Origin of the sequence: Pseudoalteromonas sp. 31A1, from assembly GCF_011378815.1 — a bacterium.
GTDB classification, from domain to species: domain Bacteria; phylum Pseudomonadota; class Gammaproteobacteria; order Enterobacterales; family Alteromonadaceae; genus Pseudoalteromonas; species Pseudoalteromonas arctica.
Window position 1 is genome coordinate 56928 of record NZ_WTKY01000021.1, and the last position, 20080, is coordinate 77007.

The 20080-nt window shown below is 38.3% G+C and carries 21 protein-coding genes; 17 read left to right on the forward strand and 4 right to left on the reverse strand.

The genetic code is table 11. The annotated features are described in order from the left end of the window. Nucleotides 1-5: 5 nt before the first annotated feature. A complete protein-coding gene (locus GQR52_RS16970) occupies nucleotides 6-743 on the forward strand; it encodes an SDR family oxidoreductase (protein WP_165729182.1) in 738 nt (245 codons plus the stop codon). A gap of 1 nt (nucleotide 744) precedes the next feature. Here the strand turns inward: GQR52_RS16970 and GQR52_RS16975 are convergent, their stop codons facing one another. Both GQR52_RS16975 and smrB read right to left on the reverse strand, forming a co-directional pair. After that, entirely contained in the window at nucleotides 745-1674 is a 930-nt protein-coding gene (locus GQR52_RS16975; RefSeq protein WP_007580614.1) for an AEC family transporter, read from the reverse strand. 27 nt (nucleotides 1675-1701) lie between these two features. Further along, nucleotides 1702-2259 carry an endonuclease SmrB gene (gene smrB / locus GQR52_RS16980; RefSeq protein WP_007377742.1) on the reverse strand — a complete coding sequence of 186 codons (558 nt, stop codon included), beginning with the start codon at nucleotides 2257-2259 and terminating at the stop codon, nucleotides 1702-1704. A gap of 152 nt (nucleotides 2260-2411) precedes the next feature. Between smrB and prmB the strand changes: the two genes are divergently transcribed. From prmB to GQR52_RS17020, 8 genes are all read left to right on the forward strand, one after another. Next, complete coding sequence (gene prmB, locus GQR52_RS16985) at nucleotides 2412-3347, forward strand: 50S ribosomal protein L3 N(5)-glutamine methyltransferase (RefSeq protein ID WP_165725676.1); 936 nt, start codon at nucleotides 2412-2414, stop codon at nucleotides 3345-3347. A gap of 64 nt (nucleotides 3348-3411) precedes the next feature. Continuing rightward, a complete protein-coding gene (aroC, locus tag GQR52_RS16990) occupies nucleotides 3412-4509 on the forward strand; it encodes a chorismate synthase (RefSeq protein ID WP_008138551.1) in 1098 nt (365 codons plus the stop codon). 119 nt (nucleotides 4510-4628) lie between these two features. Further along, on the forward strand, nucleotides 4629-5006 hold the full coding sequence (locus GQR52_RS16995) for a DUF4112 domain-containing protein (protein WP_007583361.1): 378 nt from the start codon (nucleotides 4629-4631) through the stop codon (nucleotides 5004-5006). 106 nt (nucleotides 5007-5112) lie between these two features. Next, nucleotides 5113-5760 carry a glutathione S-transferase family protein gene (locus tag GQR52_RS17000; RefSeq protein ID WP_165725678.1) on the forward strand — a complete coding sequence of 216 codons (648 nt, stop codon included), beginning with the start codon at nucleotides 5113-5115 and terminating at the stop codon, nucleotides 5758-5760. 62 nt (nucleotides 5761-5822) lie between these two features. Further along, complete coding sequence (locus GQR52_RS17005) at nucleotides 5823-6284, forward strand: zinc-ribbon domain containing protein (protein WP_010554668.1); 462 nt, start codon at nucleotides 5823-5825, stop codon at nucleotides 6282-6284. A gap of 117 nt (nucleotides 6285-6401) precedes the next feature. Further along, nucleotides 6402-6956, forward strand: a complete 555-nt coding sequence (locus tag GQR52_RS17010; RefSeq protein ID WP_010554670.1) for an elongation factor P hydroxylase — start codon at nucleotides 6402-6404, stop codon at nucleotides 6954-6956. Next, nucleotides 6946-8109 (forward strand): ATP-NAD kinase family protein, encoded by a 1164-nt coding sequence (locus GQR52_RS17015; protein WP_165729184.1) that lies wholly within the window; start codon nucleotides 6946-6948, stop codon nucleotides 8107-8109. The genes GQR52_RS17010 and GQR52_RS17015 overlap by 11 nt, the downstream gene beginning before the upstream one ends. Then, a complete protein-coding gene (locus tag GQR52_RS17020; RefSeq protein ID WP_002962183.1) occupies nucleotides 8106-8381 on the forward strand; it encodes a YfcL family protein in 276 nt (91 codons plus the stop codon). The genes GQR52_RS17015 and GQR52_RS17020 overlap by 4 nt, the downstream gene beginning before the upstream one ends. Before the next feature lie 154 nt (nucleotides 8382-8535). Here GQR52_RS17020 and GQR52_RS17025 read toward each other — a convergent pair whose 3' ends face one another. Together GQR52_RS17025 and GQR52_RS17030 are read right to left on the reverse strand one after the other, a co-directional pair. Next, nucleotides 8536-10401 carry a DEAD/DEAH box helicase gene (locus tag GQR52_RS17025; protein WP_007585469.1) on the reverse strand — a complete coding sequence of 622 codons (1866 nt, stop codon included), beginning with the start codon at nucleotides 10399-10401 and terminating at the stop codon, nucleotides 8536-8538. 160 nt (nucleotides 10402-10561) lie between these two features. Further along, nucleotides 10562-10825, reverse strand: a complete 264-nt coding sequence (locus tag GQR52_RS17030) for a GrxA family glutaredoxin (RefSeq protein ID WP_165729185.1) — start codon at nucleotides 10823-10825, stop codon at nucleotides 10562-10564. A 257-nt stretch (nucleotides 10826-11082) separates the two neighbouring features. On the opposite strand from GQR52_RS17030, the gene GQR52_RS17035 reads away from it, so the two are divergent. From GQR52_RS17035 to GQR52_RS17070, 8 genes are all read left to right on the forward strand, one after another. Further along, nucleotides 11083-12120, forward strand: a complete 1038-nt coding sequence (locus GQR52_RS17035) for a response regulator (protein ID WP_165729187.1) — start codon at nucleotides 11083-11085, stop codon at nucleotides 12118-12120. Between the two features lie 22 nt (nucleotides 12121-12142). Continuing rightward, entirely contained in the window at nucleotides 12143-12751 is a 609-nt protein-coding gene (locus GQR52_RS17040; protein WP_165729189.1) for an isochorismatase family protein, read from the forward strand. Next, nucleotides 12744-15554, forward strand: a complete 2811-nt coding sequence (locus GQR52_RS17045; RefSeq protein ID WP_165729191.1) for a PAS domain-containing hybrid sensor histidine kinase/response regulator — start codon at nucleotides 12744-12746, stop codon at nucleotides 15552-15554. The genes GQR52_RS17040 and GQR52_RS17045 overlap by 8 nt, the downstream gene beginning before the upstream one ends. Nucleotides 15555-15890: 336 nt before the next feature. After that, nucleotides 15891-16181 (forward strand): hypothetical protein, encoded by a 291-nt coding sequence (locus GQR52_RS17050; protein WP_007585474.1) that lies wholly within the window; start codon nucleotides 15891-15893, stop codon nucleotides 16179-16181. Nucleotides 16182-16608: 427 nt separating this feature from the next. Next, a complete protein-coding gene (locus GQR52_RS17055) occupies nucleotides 16609-17421 on the forward strand; it encodes an EAL domain-containing protein (protein ID WP_165729193.1) in 813 nt (270 codons plus the stop codon). Between the two features lie 108 nt (nucleotides 17422-17529). After that, nucleotides 17530-17904 carry an Hpt domain-containing protein gene (locus tag GQR52_RS17060; RefSeq protein ID WP_024591627.1) on the forward strand — a complete coding sequence of 125 codons (375 nt, stop codon included), beginning with the start codon at nucleotides 17530-17532 and terminating at the stop codon, nucleotides 17902-17904. Nucleotides 17905-17913: 9 nt separating this feature from the next. Then, on the forward strand, nucleotides 17914-19311 hold the full coding sequence (locus GQR52_RS17065) for a sigma-54 dependent transcriptional regulator (protein ID WP_197142251.1): 1398 nt from the start codon (nucleotides 17914-17916) through the stop codon (nucleotides 19309-19311). Between the two features lie 113 nt (nucleotides 19312-19424). After that, entirely contained in the window at nucleotides 19425-19955 is a 531-nt protein-coding gene (locus GQR52_RS17070; RefSeq protein ID WP_165729194.1) for a redoxin domain-containing protein, read from the forward strand. The last annotated feature ends 125 nt before the right edge of the window (nucleotides 19956-20080 follow it).

Here is a 20080-nt window from a genome sequence, read left to right on the forward strand (position 1 = left end):
CTTTAATGACTCGCTCCCCCGTTGTACTTATCACAGGCTCTAGTCGAGGTATTGGCGCAGCTACTGCACTATATTTTGCAAAGCATGGTTATGATGTTTGCATTAATTATAAAGCTGATTTAGCTAGTGCGAAGCTAGTAGCCGATCAAGTCAGAAGCTCTGGCGTTAGGGCTCAAGTTATAAAAGCAGATGTGTCGAAAGAGGCAGATGTTTTGGCGTTATTTGACTTTATTGATAAAGAGTTAGGTCAACTTGATGTACTAATAAATAACGCCGGTATTTTAAAACCACAAATGCCTTTGTTAGAAATGAGTGCTGAGCGCATAAACGAAGTTTTGACTACAAATATTACCAGTGCTTTTTTATGTAGTCGTGAGGCAATAAAGCGAATGGGAAATGGCGGTAGTATTGTTAATGTTTCATCGGGGGCCGCTAAAACGGGCTCTCCTAATGAGTACATTGATTATGCAGCATCTAAAGGTGCAATGGACACATTTACTATTGGCTTGGCAAAAGAGGTGGCAAGTAAAGGTATTCGTGTTAACTCTGTTAGACCTGGGCTTATTTACACTGATATGCATAGTGATGGCGGCGAAAAAAATCGAGTCGATCGTCTTAAAAGTAAATTACCCCTTGGCAGAGGCGGTACACCCGAGGAAGTTGCTGCAGCAATTTACTTTTTAGCTTCGGAGCACGCTTCTTTTACAACGGGTAGTTTTGTTGATGTAGCCGGCGGTTTGTAAGCTAAAGTAATAAAGCTAGCCAAAACGTAAAGCTAATAACACTTAAGATAGTAGAAAGTACGACAGCCCCAGCAAGAGTAGCTTCATGCTGCTTTATTTGACTCGCAATAAGATAAGCATTTACGCCAACAGGGGACGCACTTAAAAGTACCAATACATTAAGTATTTGCGTGTCTAGCTTAAATACATAGGTGCCTACCAATAAAACTAACGCAGGCAATAAAAATATTTTTAAAATTGATGCTATTAACGCGGGTTGCCAATTTGCTGCTATTTTATAAAAAGCTAAATTAGCACCAAGTACAAATAGCGCACAGGCAATTGCTGGTTTAGCTAATAGATCCAAACTATTTGCTAAGTCGGTGAATAGTGTTACTCCTAAAATGTTTAATATAAGCCCGCATCCAATACTCAGTACTATTGGATTTAACACCATACTTTTTCCAAAGTGCGACCACGAAAATTTATCGCTGCTGCCTTTAGCGCCTATTAAAAAAGTAAGTGCAAATAACAATGTGCTATGAAAAGTAATGATCATAAACGCAATGGCTATCATCTCTTTGCCAAGCGATGCAATAACAATAGGAATACCCACTAACACCATATTTGAATAGCTAGAAGCAAGTCCAAAGACGCCGTGTTGTTGGTAATTTTTTAAATACTTTTTATTTAAATAAAAGCGGTCAATTAAAATACCCACCCCAAATACACTCAGAACCGGTATGTAAAAACTCAAAAATGCAAAAAGGCTAATGCTTTGCTGTAAGTTAATTTGCGACATATTTAACAATAAAAAAGCAGGCAAACTAATATAAAAAGTAAATTTACTTAAGCCTGCAATATGCTGCTTTTCGAAAAATTTTAATCGGCAACAGCTGTAACCAAACGCCACAATAAAAATGAGCGGAAAAATAATTGAAAAAATATGCACGAAGTTACATCCTAGTAATAGCTAAAGTTAGCGTCTAAATTCATCACTTTGCGGTAAATTAATTAGTATGAGTACTGCGCCTCTACCACCATATTCGAGAGGGGCTTGGTGCATCGCTATTACGTCAGGGTGCTGTACTAAGTACTGAGGCACTTTGTGCTTTAGTACGCCGCCGCCAATACCGTGCACTACACATGCACAATAGTAATGCTGCTTTTTACATTCGTGAATGAGTCCAGCGAGTTCATCTTTAGCAAGTTCTTTATTTAAGCCATGTAAATCTAGCGTCAAATCGGGTGCAAAGTCACCACGGCGAAGCTGTTTAGCTAGGAAGGTATCTTGGCCTGGTTTTACATATTTAACCGTGCCGTGGGTGTCTATATCGGGAATATAAACGTCTGAGAAGAAAAATTCAGATTGAGCCTGCTTTTTTTGCTGGGCAAATTGCTTAGCTTGTGACACCTTAGGCTTTGTATCAAAACGATGAGTATCTTGTTTAAATACTTTGGCGCCTGTGATCGTTTGACGAAATAAGCTTATGTCGTCATTGCTTAGGGACGAATGTGATGGAGTGTCTTTTTTCATAACTATTACCTAAACAAAAAAACGTAAAAACGCAGCGCAAAAGGCGGTACAATACTTAAATGAGGGGCAATTGTAATTTGCCCAGCGCAGATAGGCAATGCAATCGTCTTAAAGACTCAAAACAGTCAGTAAGCTAATACAGGTAAAAATATATGAGCGATTTACAAATAGAAGAAGCAACACTCGAAGAAGCCGTTGCAGAACTGTCAACTTTACATGACTGGTTACGTTGGACTACAAGCCAATTTGCAAGTAGTAGTATATTTTTTGGACACGGTACAGATAACGCATGGGATGAAGCTGTAAGCTTATTACTGCCTGCGCTTAGCTTGCCTGTTGATGCGCCAAAAGAATTAATGCACGCGCGTTTAACAAGCACAGAAAAAAACCGACTTGCGGGTCTTATTGCAGAACGTATTAACGACTGCACACCAGTACCTTACTTAACAAACATTGCATGGTTTGCGGGTATGCCATTTTATGTGGATGAACGTGTACTTATACCTCGCTCACCGTTTGCTGAGCTTATCAGCAACCGCTTTACACCCTGGCTTGAAGAGCCACAATCGGTTAACCGTATATTAGATTTATGTACAGGTTCGGGTTGTATCGCAATTGCACTTGCGCAAGCTTTTGAGCAGGCACAAGTTGATGCGGTAGATATATCGTATGAAGCGCTTGAAGTGACAGACATTAACATTAACGATTACATGTTAACTGATCGTGTGTTACCTATTCAGTCTGATGTATTTAGCGGTGTACCAGGTCAAAAATACGACCTAATAGTAGCAAACCCACCATATGTTGATGCAGAAGATATGGCTGACTTACCACGTGAATTTCATCATGAACCAGAGCTTGGGCTTGCATCAGGCCACGATGGTTTAGATGTAACCCGTACTATTTTAAGTGAAGCGAGTGAACACCTAACTGATAACGGTTTGTTATTTGTAGAAGTTGGTAACTCTATGGTACATATGGATGCACTGTATCCGGGCGCGCCGTTTGAATGGATTGAATTTGAACAAGGCGGCTTAGGTGTATTTGTAATTAGCAAAAAGCAGCTAGATGAGTATTTTGCAAAATAAGTAAAAAATGAATAGCCAAGCCGTGTGCTTGGCTATTGGTAGTCATTAGGAATGAGGAAAGTTAATGGCAGGAAATAGCATTGGACAGTTATTTAAAGTGTCCACCTTTGGTGAGAGCCACGGCGTTGCATTAGGCGGCGTTGTTGATGGTACTCCCGCAGGTCTTGAAATCACAGAGGCCGACTTACAAATTGATTTAGATCGCCGAAAACCAGGCCAAAGCCGTTATACAACGCAGCGCCGTGAAAGCGATCAAATAAAAATATTAGCAGGCGTTTTTGAAGGTAAAACCACAGGTACTAGCATTGGTTTATTAATTGAAAACACCGATCAACGTTCGCAAGATTACGGCAAAATTAAAGATGTATTTCGCCCAGGTCATGGCGATTACACGTATTGGCATAAGTACGGCCTGCGCGATTATCGTGGTGGCGGCCGTTCCTCTGCACGTGAAACCGCAATACGCGTAGCGGCAGGCGCTATCGCTAAAAAATACTTAAAGCAATTTCATGGTATTGAAGTTAAAGCATGCTTAAGCCAGCTAGGTCCTATTAAGGCGGAAACGTTTGATTGGGACGAAGTTGAAAATAACTTATTCTTCTTCCCTGATGCAAGTAAGCTTGAAGCGCTTGACGAATATATGCGTGACCTTAAAAAGCAAGGTGACTCAGTTGGCGCTAAAGTAAAAGTAGTGGCAAGCAACGTACCAGTAGGTCTTGGTGAGCCAGTATTTGACCGCCTTGACGCTGAACTTGCACACTCATTAATGAGTATTAATGCAGTTAAAGGCGTGGAAATTGGTGATGGCTTTGATGTAGTTGAGCAAAAAGGCTCTGAGCATCGCGACGAGCTAACCCCTGAAGGTTTTACATCAAACCATGCAGGTGGCGTACTTGCGGGTATTTCGACAGGGCAAGATATTATTGCTTCTATTGCGCTAAAACCAACGTCGAGTATTACCATCCCAGGTAACAGCATTAATACAAGCAACGAAGCGGTTGAGATGATCACCAAAGGTCGTCACGATCCGTGTGTGGGTATTCGTGCAATCCCGATTGCTGAGGCAATGATGGCTATTACATTAATGGATCATTTACTGCGCCAACGCGGACAAAATCCACATGTAAACCACGAACACGGGCCAATTAACGGCTCTGTGTAAGTATTTATAATTATAAAAAACGCGGACTACCGCGTTTTTTTATGTCTGTAATTTAGTTTAAAGCCTTTCAGGAGTTGTTCAAGTAGGCCCTATATACTGCAAAAAGGAGGGTAGTAATCATGAACGATAATATTAATGAACACTCACAAATGAAAGCCCAAGCTGCAATAGCCCGCTTAGAGCGATTCAGTAAGTTAACTGATAGCAGCATTGGCATTCCTTTTACTAAATTTAATATAGGTTTGGAGGCTGTGATTGGTTTAATTCCCGTTATAGGTGATGCCGCAGGGCTAATTTTATCAAGTTATGTGCTGATAGAAGCCCAGCGTTTAGGTGTGAGTAAACGTATAAAGACTAAGATGATTATCAATATGCTCATAGACTTTGTGGGCGGTTTAGTGCCATTTTTTGGTGATATTTTTGATGCCTTTTTTAAAGCTAACACGCGTAATACACAACTATTAAAAAAGCATTTAAACAAGCAGTTGAGTGAGTAATTAATAGCTTTAAGTAACAGTTAGCAAAGAGACTTTAAACAAAATGTTGTTGGTTGTTAAATCACCTAGTATGGTAGGAGCGTCTATTCACTTTGGTATTTACAATATGCAATTATTTATCGGTAATAAAAACTACTCTAGCTGGTCATTACGCGCATGGTATTTAATGAGTAAATTTGATGTTGAGTTTAGTGAAACCCAGCTAGTACTCGACACCCCCGACTTTTACAATGAACTAAAAAAGACCTTTGCTTTGCAAAAAGTCCCAGCGTTAATTGATGGCGATTTACAGGTATGGGATTCGCTAGCAATTTGTGAATATATTAACGATGCTTACTTATCAGGCGCTGCATGGCCAAAATATATTACCCAAAGAGCTAAAGCGCGTGCACTAAGCGCTGAAATGCATTCAGGCTTTGTGGCACTGCGCAGTGAAATGCCAATGAATATAAGAGCAACCCGTAAAGTAGACCTATCGAGCGAAGCACTAAAAGACATAGCCCGTATAGACGAAATATTTGCACAGCAACAAGATGTGTTTCCAAATGAGTGGTTTTTTGGTGACTTTAGTATTGCTGATGCCATGTATGTGCCTGTTGTACTGCGCTTAAAAACCTATCAAATTACGTTATCGCCAGAGGCACAGCAATATTGTGACTTTGTTATGCGCTGCCCAGTATTGCAAGCATGGATCACTCAGGCATTAACCGAGACCGATATTGTAGAGTGTGATGAAGCAGGAACGCCTGTATAATTATTGTTTTCTTATATGGCATGTTTTATACCTTAAAATCATAAGTTTAAACTAGGCAGCTCATGTATCTAAATCACCCAAGGTATGGCAATACACCAATAACTACCAATACCCCAGTGACAATAGAGGCGATAGAGAATGCGCACTGGCGTTACTCGAGCCTTAAATACTTCCCTAATACGGTAATATTGGCTGATATAAAAAAGCAAAACTATGCCATTTATCCTCGGGCACTTTATGTTGATATTGAAGAGAAGTGCGGGACTTGCTCTAAGGCATTTATTTTTTTTGCTCAAGAGCAGCAATATTGGTTTGAAACATTAAGATTTTGGGTCGATTCACACTGTACTCATTGCTTTGAATGCCGTAGACATGCCAGATATATACTAACTCTACGTAAACGGTACGATATGTTAACTAGCTTAGCCAATAAAACCTCAGGTGAAAAAACACAGCGTAAAGAACTTGGTAATACTCTTTACTGTTTAGGTATTATTAAAAATATCAATAAAGTGAAAGATTAGTCCGCTTATATTTTACTATCACGCCTTATTTTTACTTTAGTTGTAAAAGCCCGTACAATTCGTCTCGTTTTTACTGCGCAAAATAGCGCTATAACCGAGACTAATTAGCCTAATTTTATGCATCAAATAGCTGATCTAATTTCAATTTTTGAACGCACTTTTTATCAAAGTCATAATACATGTCTGATAAAAGGCGATTTTGAACCTGTGTATTTACCAGCAACAGAGCACGTGCCATATCACCAAGTTGTATTTGCGCATGGTTTTTACGCGAGTGCATTACATGAGGTTGCACACTGGTTGGTTGCAGGCGATGAACGTCGTTTATTAGAAGATTACGGCTATTGGTATTGTCCTGATGGGCGCGACAAACAAAAACAAGCTGAGTTTGAAAACGTAGAAGTAAAGCCTCAAGCTATAGAGTGGTTATTAAGCACCGCAGCAGGGTTTAATTTTAATGTGTCGGTGGATAACTTAAACGGCGAGCAAACATGTCGGTTTGATTTTCAGCAGCGAGTACATGCACGTGTATTATCGTTAATCGAAAATGGCTTTAACTCTCGTACAGAGTCACTTTTAAAAGCACTCTCTGATTTTTATAATACACAGTGGCCATTAACAGCGCAGCAATTTAATTGGCAACATCCGAAGGAGCTTTGTAATGGCGTTTAAATTAGGTTTAATTGTAAACCCAGTAGCAGGTTTAGGCGGAACAGTTGCCTTAAAAGGTAGTGATGGCGCACACACAGCCGCTAAAGCAATCGAATTAGGTGCAGAACCCAAAGCAAATAGCCGAACAAAAGCAGCGCTTGAAGTGCTATTGCCTTATAAAGAACGCTTAACCATTTACACCGTTAACGGTGACATGGGTGAGCAAACAGCAAAAGCCTTGGGCTTTAATGTAGAGGTTATATACAACACTGCTGCTATAACAACCCCAGACGACACAGAACAAGCAGCAAAAGTACTTAGAGACTTTGGTGTTGATTTAGTTTTATTTGCTGGAGGCGATGGTACAGCGCGTAATATTTGCCATGCAATCGAAGATACCATTCCCGTACTTGGTATTCCTGCAGGCTGTAAAATTCACTCTGGTGTGTACGCCATTACACCAAAAGCTGCAGGGCGCGTAGTCGAAATGCTGGTTAAGGGGGAGTTAGTTACCTTAGCTGATGCAGATGTAATGGATATAGATGAAGATGCCTTTAGACAAGGCACAGTAAAAGCAAAGCGCTACGGCGAAATGCAAACACCTAGCGAAGTACGCTATATGCAAGCGGTTAAAAATGGCGGTAAAGAAACCGACGAACTCGTACTTGCCGACATTGCTGCGCATGTTGTATCGCAAATGGATGAAGACACATTTTATATTATGGGTAGCGGCTCAACGGTTGAGGCCATAATGGAAGAAATGGGCCTCGATAATACCTTACTTGGCGTTGACTTAATAAAAGATCAAACCTTAGTTGCCCAAGATTTAACGGCTAAGCAATTACTTGAGTTTACTCATGAGCAAAGTACTAAGTTAGTCATTACGCTCATTGGCGGGCAAGGGCATATATTTGGCCGTGGCAATCAGCAATTGAGCCCTGCGCTTATACGTGCAATTGGCAAAGAAAATATTATTGTAGTAGCAACAAAAACAAAGCTACAAGCGCTTAACGGTCGCCCCCTTATTTGTGATACTGGCGACAGCGAATTAGATGATGAATTAACAGGTTATATTAAAGTAACCACCGGATTTAACGACCATATTATGTATGCAGTAGGGCACCAAAACCTTGAAAATACAGGTGCTCTGCAAAACCAGGAGATTTGTAAATGAGTTTAGTGAATTATATCGATGCAGCCCAGCAGTACTTCGATGATTTAGTAATAAAAGCAACTGACGATGAGTTATTTGCAGGCGGCTATTTACGAGGTCATTTTGATCTTGCAGTTGGTTATGCCGAAGTAGAAAAGCTGACAATCAGTATAGATGAGCTAAACGAAACTGTAGAGCAAAGCTTAGTTAAAGCATATCGCAATGGTGAGCTTAATGAAGAAGATAAAACATTAGTTGCACGCCTATGGGAAGAAGTTAAAGCACTCGCTTAACAGCTCTTTTAACACAATATAAAAACACGATTTGTTTATCACTATCGTGTTTTTTTGTACCCTTACAAATATTTTTTATTATAAAAAATAAACTCCAGACACAAAAAAACCTTGTCACTTTCGTGGCAAGGTTTTTTTATTAAAGAGTCGTTGCTTATTTAGCTGTGAAGCTTACTGGGCGACGTTCTTTACGAGGACCGGTACGCTTATCACCGCGTTGGCTATCGTCTTTATCTTTACTAAAGGTGCGCTTTTTGTCACCAGCTGGACGCTCAGAGCGTTCTGCACGTGGCTCAGCAGGGCCTTGATCTTGTGTAATTGTTAAGCCCATAGGACGTTTACAAATAAACACTTTTTGGAAATGATCAAGTACATCTTTAGGCATGTTTTGCGGCAATTGAACCGTACTGTGATTGTCGTGTAAACGAATATCACCAATAAACTTGCTTGAGATGTCAGCTTCGTTAGCTATAGCGCCAACAATGTTCTTAACCTGAACACCGTGTTCACGACCTACTTCGATACGGTAAGTATCCATAGGGCCTGCATCACGACTGTTACGTTCGCGAGGTTTACGCTCAGCGCGTTCACCACCACGTTCGCCGCCACGTTCGTTACGACGTCCACGGTCACCACCGCGATCATTGCGGTCGTTACTACGTGGGTTGCGATCGTTACGCTCGTTACGTTCACGAGGTTGAATCTTAACTTCTTCAACTTTAATTGGAGACTGTTGCTGTGCTAAACACAGTAACGCACCCGCTAAGCTTTCAAGAGGAAGTTCAAGTTTTTCAGCCATGTTAGTAGCTATCTCGTTAAAGAATGTAATATCTTTGTTTTCAAGCGCAATAGTTAATTTTGCTTGTAACGCTTCAATACGTTTTTCTTCAACGATTTTTGCAGTTGGTAATTCAACTTGTGCAATTTCAGACTTCGTATGACGAATGATATTTTTAAGTAAATAACGTTCGTTATGTTTTACGAATAAAATTGCTTTACCAGTACGACCAGCACGACCTGTACGGCCGATACGGTGAACGTAGGCTTCAGAATCTTGTGGTATATCGTAGTTGATAACTAAGCTTAAGCGGTCAACATCTAGACCACGAGCAGCAACGTCTGTTGCAATAACAACATTTAGCATGCCGCTTTTTAAGCGTTCTACAGTGCGTTCACGTGCTTGCTGGTTCATATCACCATTAAGTGGAGCAGCAGAGAAACCTTCGCGCTCTAATAACTCAGCAAGTTGTACTGTATCGTTACGCGTACGTACGAAAACAATAGCACCTTCATACTGTTCAGCTTCTAAGAAGCGAACAATAGCTTTATTTTTATGTACGCTTGCATTCCAAAACACTTGCTCAACAGATGATACTGTAGAGTTACGCGCAGAAATATGAACCTGTTCAGGATTGTTCATATACTTGCTGCTGATGTTTTGAATTTGCTTAGGCATAGTCGCAGAGAAAAGACATGTTTGCTTTTCGCGCGGTGTTTTTTCCATGATGCTTTCTACATCATCGATAAAGCCCATACGTAACATTTCATCGGCTTCATCAAGTACAAGTGCTTGTAGAGCATCAAACTTGATAGTGCCACGGTTAATGTGATCGATTAAACGACCTGGAGTTGCAACAATAACCTGAGCGCCACGACGAAGTGCGCTTAATTGGATACTGTAGCTTTGGCCACCATATAGTGCCAATACTTCAATACCACGAACATGTTTAGCATATTGTTCGAATGCCTCAGCAACTTGGATCGCAAGCTCACGTGTTGGTGTGAGTACAAGGATCTGTGGCTGTTTCACAGACGGGTCAATATTATTTAGTAATGGCAGTGCAAATGCTGCGGTTTTACCTGTACCCGTTTGAGCTAGTCCCAGTACGTCCTTTCTTTCTAGCAATAACGGTATACATTGAGCTTGGATTTCAGATGGTGTCTTGTAACCCAACTCTTCAACTGCCTTCAAAATTGCAGGAGAAAGATTTAGAGATTCAAACGTGACTGGTTCTGACATTAATACGCCTCAACGAATTTAAAGAGGCGCGCATTATATAGGATTCGCGAGGAAAATGCTTGTATAAATTGAAACTAATTTGTATGTATTTGATGTTGGTCGAAATTTAACCAGCTCAATATAGGGTTTATTAAACTGGTTAACATATTTAATACAAAGCTTATTTATACAAGCCTAGGTTTTCTTTTGCGTAAGCTTCAAATTCTGTAAATCCACCAATGTGATTTTGGTCTATAAAAATTTGTGGAACAGTAGGGCAAGGCTTACCCGCTGACTTTTCAAGGTCGGCTTTACTAATGCCTTCTTTAATTATGTCGATGTAACGAAATTTAAAGTCATCACGTTCATTTGATAATTGCTCAGCAACATCTTTCGCACGAACACAAAATGGACAACCTTCACGGCCAAAAATTACGGTTAACATAGCTTTCTCCTCAATTTGATTAATATCAGTTTAAATGAATGAAAAATTATTTAAAGAGAAAAAAATCGATTGCACCATTCTAATAAAAGCATAAATCATATTATGCATAGCAATATGATTTGCAAAATGCGAATGAAAAACCAGAGCCCTGTTTGTCTAATACTTAAGTCTATGAATGCAAGTGTGTTTATAAGAATTAATTTATGGCACATAACTTGATGATGTAGAGCTATACATTGGGTTAACGAGAATGCTTTATGAATACTAATAGTCACGTTTTAGAAATTATCCAAGGGGTAATAGGTAAATATTGTGAAACCCAAAGTCAAAAATTCTCTATTACCTTAATCAACAAGTTGCAATGTAACTACGTCTGTTTGCAAATTCCGCCAGAGCAAATGATTGCACAATGCGAGGCGTTTCTTACTCCGGCGCTAGCAGCAGTAAAGCAGTGCTTTTTATTGACGCTCGAAGCAAATATTCAGGGAGTTAGTATTCACTATCAGATTGATGATTCTGAACAAGTAAACACGTTGGATTTTCACGGGCTCTTAGCAACTAAAGAGTCTGTTAGTTTAGCGCTTGATGTTAGACAAAATGTAGACGTTTTAACTGATTGCGAAGCGTTACTCAAAAGCTGTTTAAAAATGTCAGCTAATACTCACGATCGTTTTGGTTTAAATTTTAAATTATTTAATAGCACGCTTAGAGAGTCTGCACAGCTAGAGGATTTACGCCATCTTAGTGGTAACGCATTAATTGATAAATTAAATAGTGACAGCTTAAATACATACATAAAGCTGTGCTCTATCAACGACATTTACGAGCTGAGCCAAGCTCATAAACTATCTAAAAAAATATTAGGCTGGCCATTTTTTGATACCGACTTAATTACTATTTTAACAACATTTCACACACAAACACGTTTATCGGTATTAGTAGCAGACGACAGCTTACCGAGCCAAATTGCTACAAAAGTAATGCTTGAAATGCTGGGCTGCTTAGTAACGTGTGCAGAAAATGGTGCCAGTGCATTAACACTTGCTCAAAATGAACCATTTGACTTGCTACTTTTAGATGAGCGTATGCCAGGAATGTTTGGTAGCGATGTGGCGCAGCAATTAGTTAGGCAAAATACACCTAATAACAATACTCCTAAAGTTATTTTAACGGGGTTAACAGGCGATGAGCAAATAGCTGAGTTGTTTGATAAAGGAATTACTCACTATTTACAGAAGCCAGTGACAAAAGCGGTACTTGAGAAATTTATTAAACCTTGGCAGTTAGCCTCTTAAATTGATTAATAAGGAGAGAGTTATGGATGATTTCTCTAAGACAGCACCTATTTTAATTGGTTTTCAAAACAATTACTTTTTGCCAAAAGGCATTTTGTATGACGAGGTTGAAGAGTCATCAAGAATTACTGGCGTGGGGGAAAATACACTCTATTTATTGACCTTCTGCGCAGAGCAATTTGCTTTAGTTATTAATACACCCATTCACTTTACGCAAAACTATAGCGAGCTTAAAAATCCGATTGGTATATTAGAAGTCATTGCGGTGGGGGCATTTAAAGCAGGTTCGTACTGTGCTCAAACCATTAAGCAGCTAGACCTTTTTAGTAATATTATAGAGGTGGTATTTGGGAAAAGAAGTTTAAATGCTTTTACACATATAGGTTTAGCCGAAAACATCAAAAAACATGGGGCCATTAATATAATTTTAGCGGGTACTGTGTCTTCTATCTGTATTGATTCAACTGTGCGCACTGCTGTTGCACTTGGTTCTAATGCCACTATTTTAAGTGACTGCACACCGAGACGCACTCCTTTTGAACAAGCATTCTACCGTGAAAAGGTTTCCCTTCTTTATGCACGAGTTTGTCAGAGTAATACTTTTATAAAGTATTGGAGAGATCATGAATAATAATGATGAGCTACAAGTTCAAATCCAATATGCACTAGTTGAAAAACTTTCCAATAGTAATCGACGTCAAGCAAAGCTATTAGCTATTTTAGATGAGTGTATTTTTGAGTGTGATAAACATTTGAATTTTACTTATATTAATGAAGCTTGGGAGAAGAAGTTAGGTTACTCAACCGATTCATTAATTGGCTCCAATATTACTAAGTTAATGAATTGCGATGATATTATGCATTTTGTCGCATACAGCTGTTGTTTACTAGAAGGGAAGCAGGCTCCCAGTGTAGAAATACAAATTAAAAGCAGCATCGGGCTCATGAACTGGTTTGAGTTAAGGTTAGTTTATGATGAAAAAAGCGGCTTTATAGGCTCGTTCTATGACATTCAACGTCATAAAGATTCTCAATTTTTGCTCACACAACAACAAAAATATGTAAAACGCTTATCGCTTGTTGCGAGCCATACAAATAACTTAGTAATAATTACAGATAAATTTGGCGTAATTGAGTGGGTTAACAATAGTTTTGAAGTACTTACAGGTTACACCTGTGATGAGGTTATAGGCACTAGCCCAGGTCAATTGCTACAAGGGCCAAAAACATGTGAAAAAAGTCGTAAGGTTATGTCTCACGCTGTAAAAAATGGGCTTCCTTTTCAAGTTGAAACCACAAATTACGATAAGAATGGTAACGTTTATTGGGTTGCTATTGATGCAAATCCAGTGCGAGATGATGAAGGTAAAGTAAAGCATTTTATCGCTATAGAAACTAATATTACGCAGCGAGTTAAAGCTGAACAAGCAATGGCAGAGATAGAATATAACTACCACTCTGTCGTAGATAATATTCCTGATATTGTTCTACGCCTTGATACATTTGGCAATTTATTATTTATAAATCAAGCATGGCAACGCGTCTTACACAGCAATGTAGATGAGAGTCTTGGCTTACCTATAATTAAGTTTATAGCAAAAGAAGATGTCGAAAAAATTAGTAGCACTTTGCTTGATTATAAACAAGGTAAGCGCGATATACGTCGCTTTGATATACGTTTGATTAATGCACAAGGCATAAATAATTGGGTTGAAATGACACTTACTCCCATTGTGGATGGCTACGAAAACGATTTGTTATCTATTGCCGCAACACTTGTTGATATACAAGAACGTATTGAAAGCGAGCAAATATTGCTTGAAGCTAAACATCAGGCAGAAACATTAGCTGAATCTAAAAGCCGATTTATGGCAAATATTAGCCATGAAATTCGCACGCCATTAAATGCCGTTATTGGCTCTGCAGATATTTTGCATCATACCGGTTTAACTTCTGAGCAAATGCGTTACACACAAATGATTAAAACAAGCTCTGATGCATTACTGAGTGTATTGGACGATGTATTAACGTATTCGCGTTTTGAAGCACAAGCTATAACACTCGATAATCAGCCATTTAGTATTGATACGTGTATTGAAGAAGCAATAGATATTATTACCCAAAGTGCTTTGCAAAAAGGGCTTGAGGTTGTTTTTGATTTTTATCCTGATGTCCCCGCTCAAGTAATTGGTGATCATGCACGTATAAGGCAAATAGCCATTAATTTATTAGCCAATGCGATTAAGTTTACTCAACAAGGCGTAATAACGGTGACCGTTAGATGTACTTACATTGGAGCCAATAATTTAAATCTTCATTTATCAGTAAAAGACACTGGAATGGGAATCGCAAAAAATAAAATAGAAAGTATGTTTATGCCTTTTATTCAATCAGATAATTCAATTACCCGAAAACATGGTGGTAGTGGCTTAGGCCTTGCGATATGTAAGCAAATTTGTGATGTAGTAGGGGGAGATATTTCGGTTAACTCTGAGCTCAATAAAGGGAGTGAGTTTATCGTTAATTACCCGTTAAAAATAGACACAACCGACTCAATATTGCGAGAGGGGCTTGCAGCACGAAGTAAAAAGCCAAGAGTATGGATTGTAGGACATAATCAAATTTTAAAAACCGCGTTGGAGCACACACTCACTCGGTTTTCTATCGCTTTTGAGCACTATGAAATATGTCCAGATATCCCTGAGTATGATAGTTTTCCTGATGCAATTGTATTAACTGATCCTCGAATGCTAGCCCAAACACGCGAGTGTATAAATACATATAACTCCCTTAATTCACCATGTTTACTTATCTTAGACTTACTAGGTGAAAGCTTATTACCGCAAAATCTTAACGACAGAGAGCTTAGGTTAAATGGCCCCTTTAAAGTATCGCATGTACCGCGAGCAATTAGTTTATTGGAAGAGCAGTTATTTCATTTAGATATTATATTTACTAATCGTGAACAAAAAAAAGCCTTAGAAAGCTCTTCAGGGTTAACTCAGTTGAATGGGACCAATGTATTGGTTGCTGAAGATAATACTAATAATCAAATAGTAATAAGACAGTTTTTAGAGCAAAAAGGTTGTCGGGTATATATTGCTAGCGATGGGCAAGAGGCAATAACGAAGGCTAAAAACAATAAAATTGATATTATTTTTATGGATATCCAAATGCCAATACTAGATGGGATCTCTGCAACCAAAGCAATCAGAAAGTTAGGTATAGCCACCCCTATAATAGCGCTCACAGCAAATGCAATTCATGGTGATAAAGAGCGATTTATAGAAGCGGGGATGAATGATTACTTAGCTAAGCCAATTGTAAGTGAGACACTTTATTTATTGCTTGATAAATATGCCCCAGAGCAGGTTATTGAATCTAAACATTTAAAGCTCTCTCGTTTAGCGCAAGTGTGGGAGAAGCTGAGCTGAGCAATGAAGGGCAATATAAAAAGTGGGTTTGTGTTGCATAAAACTTGATAAACGAAGAAATTAACCTAGTATTTTAGGAGTAAGTTAAATTTATTGTTTAGTATTTAATGAGTGTTTTTATTATAGTTTTTCAATTTGATTCGCAAATTGCAATTCAAAATAAAAATACAACGTTACGAATTATTTTTGGATTCTAAATTACATTTTTAATTTTATTAATACTTTGATTTTGTTGTTTATTTTATCTTTCGTTTGTTTTTGTTTAGTTGGCACGGCTTTCGCAACATATTAAATATCAAATCAAGACAATTTAGTTAAATTTTTAAGAGGTGCAATATGCAAACAAATACAAAAGCCAAACAACAACCTAAAAGTAATAATTGGGTACTTACACCTGAAATCATGGTTTTGTCTATTTTGCTTGTAGCTACCTTAGTAATAGGTATTACAGTTCTACGCGGTAGCGATTCTGTAGAGCCGTTAACGGACATACAGCCGATTACTTTTACACAAGCTGATGTTGAAAATGCACAGTCGATGAGTAATACGTTTGACTCGCAAAATACTAACTATGCACAACATGTAACAGCCCCTAAAAACGAAAATAATGACACTCTTTCAAACTAGAGACTTTTGCGCAGGTAACTATTTATTGTTGCCTGCGTTTTTTTTATGTTTCCTATCACCGTTTTAACTTTTTCTCCCTAGCTTTAAAATTACGTGTACGCTTTTTAATTCAAGCTGTGCGTAACCAAATTAGTCTTATCAAGCCTTTCTTTATACTCATCTTCAATTACTAATCCTTACTTTTAGCCAACAATTACTAACTGGTTTCTCTGTGCTGTTTGGGCTTGAGTAAGCTCTTATTTATTAATTTAGGTGCATTGCAAATTGAATTGCAAAATGCAAATAAAATGGAAAAATTTAAATACTCAAATAACTAAACTTAACCTTTTGAATTTGCTGTTTTTATTTTTGTTTTATTCACTTTCTAAATGGTCTGTAACTTGCTCTTGATTACATAAGTCACTAAGAGTGAAAATCGGAGCAAAACATGAATGCATTTAAGTACCTAGAATCAGAAAGCCCAGTCAATCTCGCAAGATGGCATGAGTTAGAAAGAATCATGTCGGATGCAATGCAAAATAATTATTTTAAAATGGTTTATCAACCGCTCGTATCATTAGGAACGGGAAAGTTGGTCGGCTTTGAATCGCTAGTAAGGTGCCAATCACCCCGCTTTGGTATTGTAGGCCCTGATGAGTTTATCCCTCATGTAGAGCAATCGGGAATGATTTTAGAATTAGGTGACTGGATTTTTGAGCAATGTTTGTCTGATTTAAAACAGATGCGACATTTTGGTATGACAGATATTGCTGTTTCTTTAAATATTTCACCGGTACAAATTTTAGATGGTGATGTGTTTTCAAAAGTAATGGCTTTGCTAGAAAAGCACCAAATACCACCACAAGCTATTAAAGTTGAATTAACGGAAACAGCGCTCATTCATAGTCCTGATAAAATAGCTAAGGCGTTTGAAAACTTCCATAAAGAAGGCGTAAAGGTGTGGATTGATGATTTTGGCACTGGGTACGCGTCTTTAGGTCTACTTCGTCAATTTGATATCGATGGTTTAAAAATTGATCGCAGTTTTGTAAGTGGTATTGCAACTAATAACGAAGACTTTACGTTATGTAGCGCAATTATTGCGATGGCTCAACGATTGGGCTTACAAACTGTAGCAGAAGGCATTGAAGAGAATGAGCAATTACAAATATTAGAACAACTTGGTTGTGATATTGCTCAGGGGTACTTGCTCGATAAGCCGCAAACATTAACAAAAAGTATTGATACCTGGGCTCTGTAATTGTTTATATTCATTTTGATTTGCAAAATGCAAAAAACAAATTACTCTTAAACTACAATTCTCACATTTTATTAGTGTACGAAGCTTTAACTTACACAAAGGTTATCTATGCCTATATCAGAGCAGTTTATCGATAAAAGTATTACGGAGCTAAATGTTTTAATTCAACTTGAAAAGGATGTTGGAATAAGCGTTTTAGCTCGATTGGTAAACTTATTTATCGATGAATTAGTTACTATGGCTAACCAATTAGATACGGCAATTAGTAATGCAGATATTATAAAAATTAGAGAAATAATGCATGTTTTGAAAAACTCGGCTGCCTTATATGGAGCCGCTCCTTTAGCTGCATTGGCAACACAGTTACACGATTCACCACCACCAACCACAGAAGAAAATTTGCACGCAGCGCTTGTTATTAAGCATAACTTGGATAAAACCCGAGATGCATATCAAATAATGAGTAAGAGTATAGCTATCTAGGAGAAAGCCGTGTCAGATATAATGGGTAAAGGCCTTGTTTATATTGTTGAAGATAGCATCGCAAGTGGTGCTTTGTACGCAAGTCAGCTAGAGCAAGTAGGTTTTGAATGTAAGCATTTCGCAGATGGATATTCTGCTTTGGTCGGTATTAAAGAAAAAATGCCTGCGGTGATAGTACAAGATGTATGCTTGCCTGATATAAGTGGGCTTGAAGTTTTACAATTTGTAAATAAACAAAAAAATCCTGCTAATGTAGTCATGATCACCTCAAATAGTTCTATTGATATTGCAGTGGAAGCTATGCGTTTAGGTGGCTTCGATTTTTTAGAAAAACCCTTCACAAGTCAGCGACTTATTAGCTCAGTAGAAAGTGCGTTAACACCCAAAGAGCAAGCTAAAGTACAACCTTTGGTTCAAAGCAGTGAAAAAAGCCAAGATTTTGTTGGTGAATCTCTCGCAATGAAAACCGTTTTTAGATTGCTAGATAGCGCAGCTAGAAGTAAAGCATGCGTATTTATTACAGGTGAAAGTGGAACCGGTAAAGAAGTATGCGCACAAACCCTTCATGATTCGAGCCCTCGCAGCCAAGGCCCTTTTATTGCTATAAACTGTGCTGCGATCCCTGCTGAATTATTTGAATCAGAATTTTTTGGTCATGTTAAAGGGGCGTTTAGTGGGGCGTTAAGCGATCGTAAGGGCGCTGTTGAAGTGGCCAACGGCGGTACGTTATTTCTAGATGAACTATGTGAAATGGAGCTTAACTTACAAGCTAAGTTATTGCGCTTTTTACAAACCGGCATATTTAGCAAGGTTGGTAGCAGCGAGGTATTACACAGCGATGTTCGCTTGGTATGTGCAACCAACAGAAATCCAATAATAGAGGTAGCAGAGGGGCGCTTTAGAGAAGATTTATATTATCGTTTAAATGTTATCCCCGTAAAGCTCCCGCCTTTAAGGGAGCGCGGAAACGATATTTTGCTGCTCGCTGAGTATATTTTAAAACAAAAAAGCGATAGCAACGCTAAACATTTTATTGGCTTTTCTGATGAAGTTAAGGCGCTTTTTTGTAATTACGATTGGCCAGGAAATATACGCGAACTGCAAAATGTAATTGAAAATACAGTCGTTATTAATGATGGCGATGTAATAGAAAGAGATATGCTACCAAATTCATTTGGTCTAGGCGCTGTAAAACACTCAAGCTCAACTAAGTCAATTCACAATACAAACGATCAGAGTGTTCAATTATCTCCTATGTCGGTTCACGATATAGAACCATTATGGCAAGTTGAAAAAAGGGCTATTGAAAACGCAATCAAAAGCTGCGAAGACAACATTCCTCTTGCTGCTGCTTATTTAGGGGTAAGTGCATCTACCATTTATAGAAAAATAAAGGGATGGTCTTAAAGCTTTAATAGATTTTTAATTGCAATTTTAGGTTGAATTAATAAAAGTTACCCTAAACTCTATGTGTAAGAGCAAAATTAATTTTTAATCTGAAACAGTAAAAGGAGATCGCAATGAGTAACACTAGTTTAAAACCTGCGGATATTATGTCATCACTAGTAGTGAGTGATGTTGATGAGAAAAAGGTAGATTTAGTTGACAGAATAAGTGACTCTCCGTGGAAAATGATTGTTGTTTATCGAGGCCAGCACTGCCCTAAATGTACTGCGCAACTCAACGAGCTTGCTAAAGTTCATAAAGACTTTAAAGAGGCTGGAGTTGAAGTGGTTGCAGTAAGTGGTGATAGCCATGAGCAGCTTAATAAACATCTTGAAAAAATAGATATTAACTTCCCAATTTACTATGGTTTAACAATCGAACAAATGACTGATTTAGGGCTACATATTAGCGAGCCTCGCAGTGGTGCAGAAACTGATCATCCATTTGCTGAACCAGGAATTTATGTGCTTAATGAAAAAAATCAGCTTCAAATGGTAGATATATCAAACAGCCCGTTTGTTCGTCCTGATTTAGAGCAACTGCTAGGTGGGATTAAGTTTTCAAGAGAAAACGACTATCCAATCCGGGGCACATTTATTAAATAGTATTCATTTTAAATGGTTTCAAAAAAGGCACTCTTCAGCTGTCTCTTATACACAAATCCCTGCTAAGAAATTAGCGGGGATTTTTTTGAACTAAATCTCAATGTCATGATCAGATCTTCAAATCT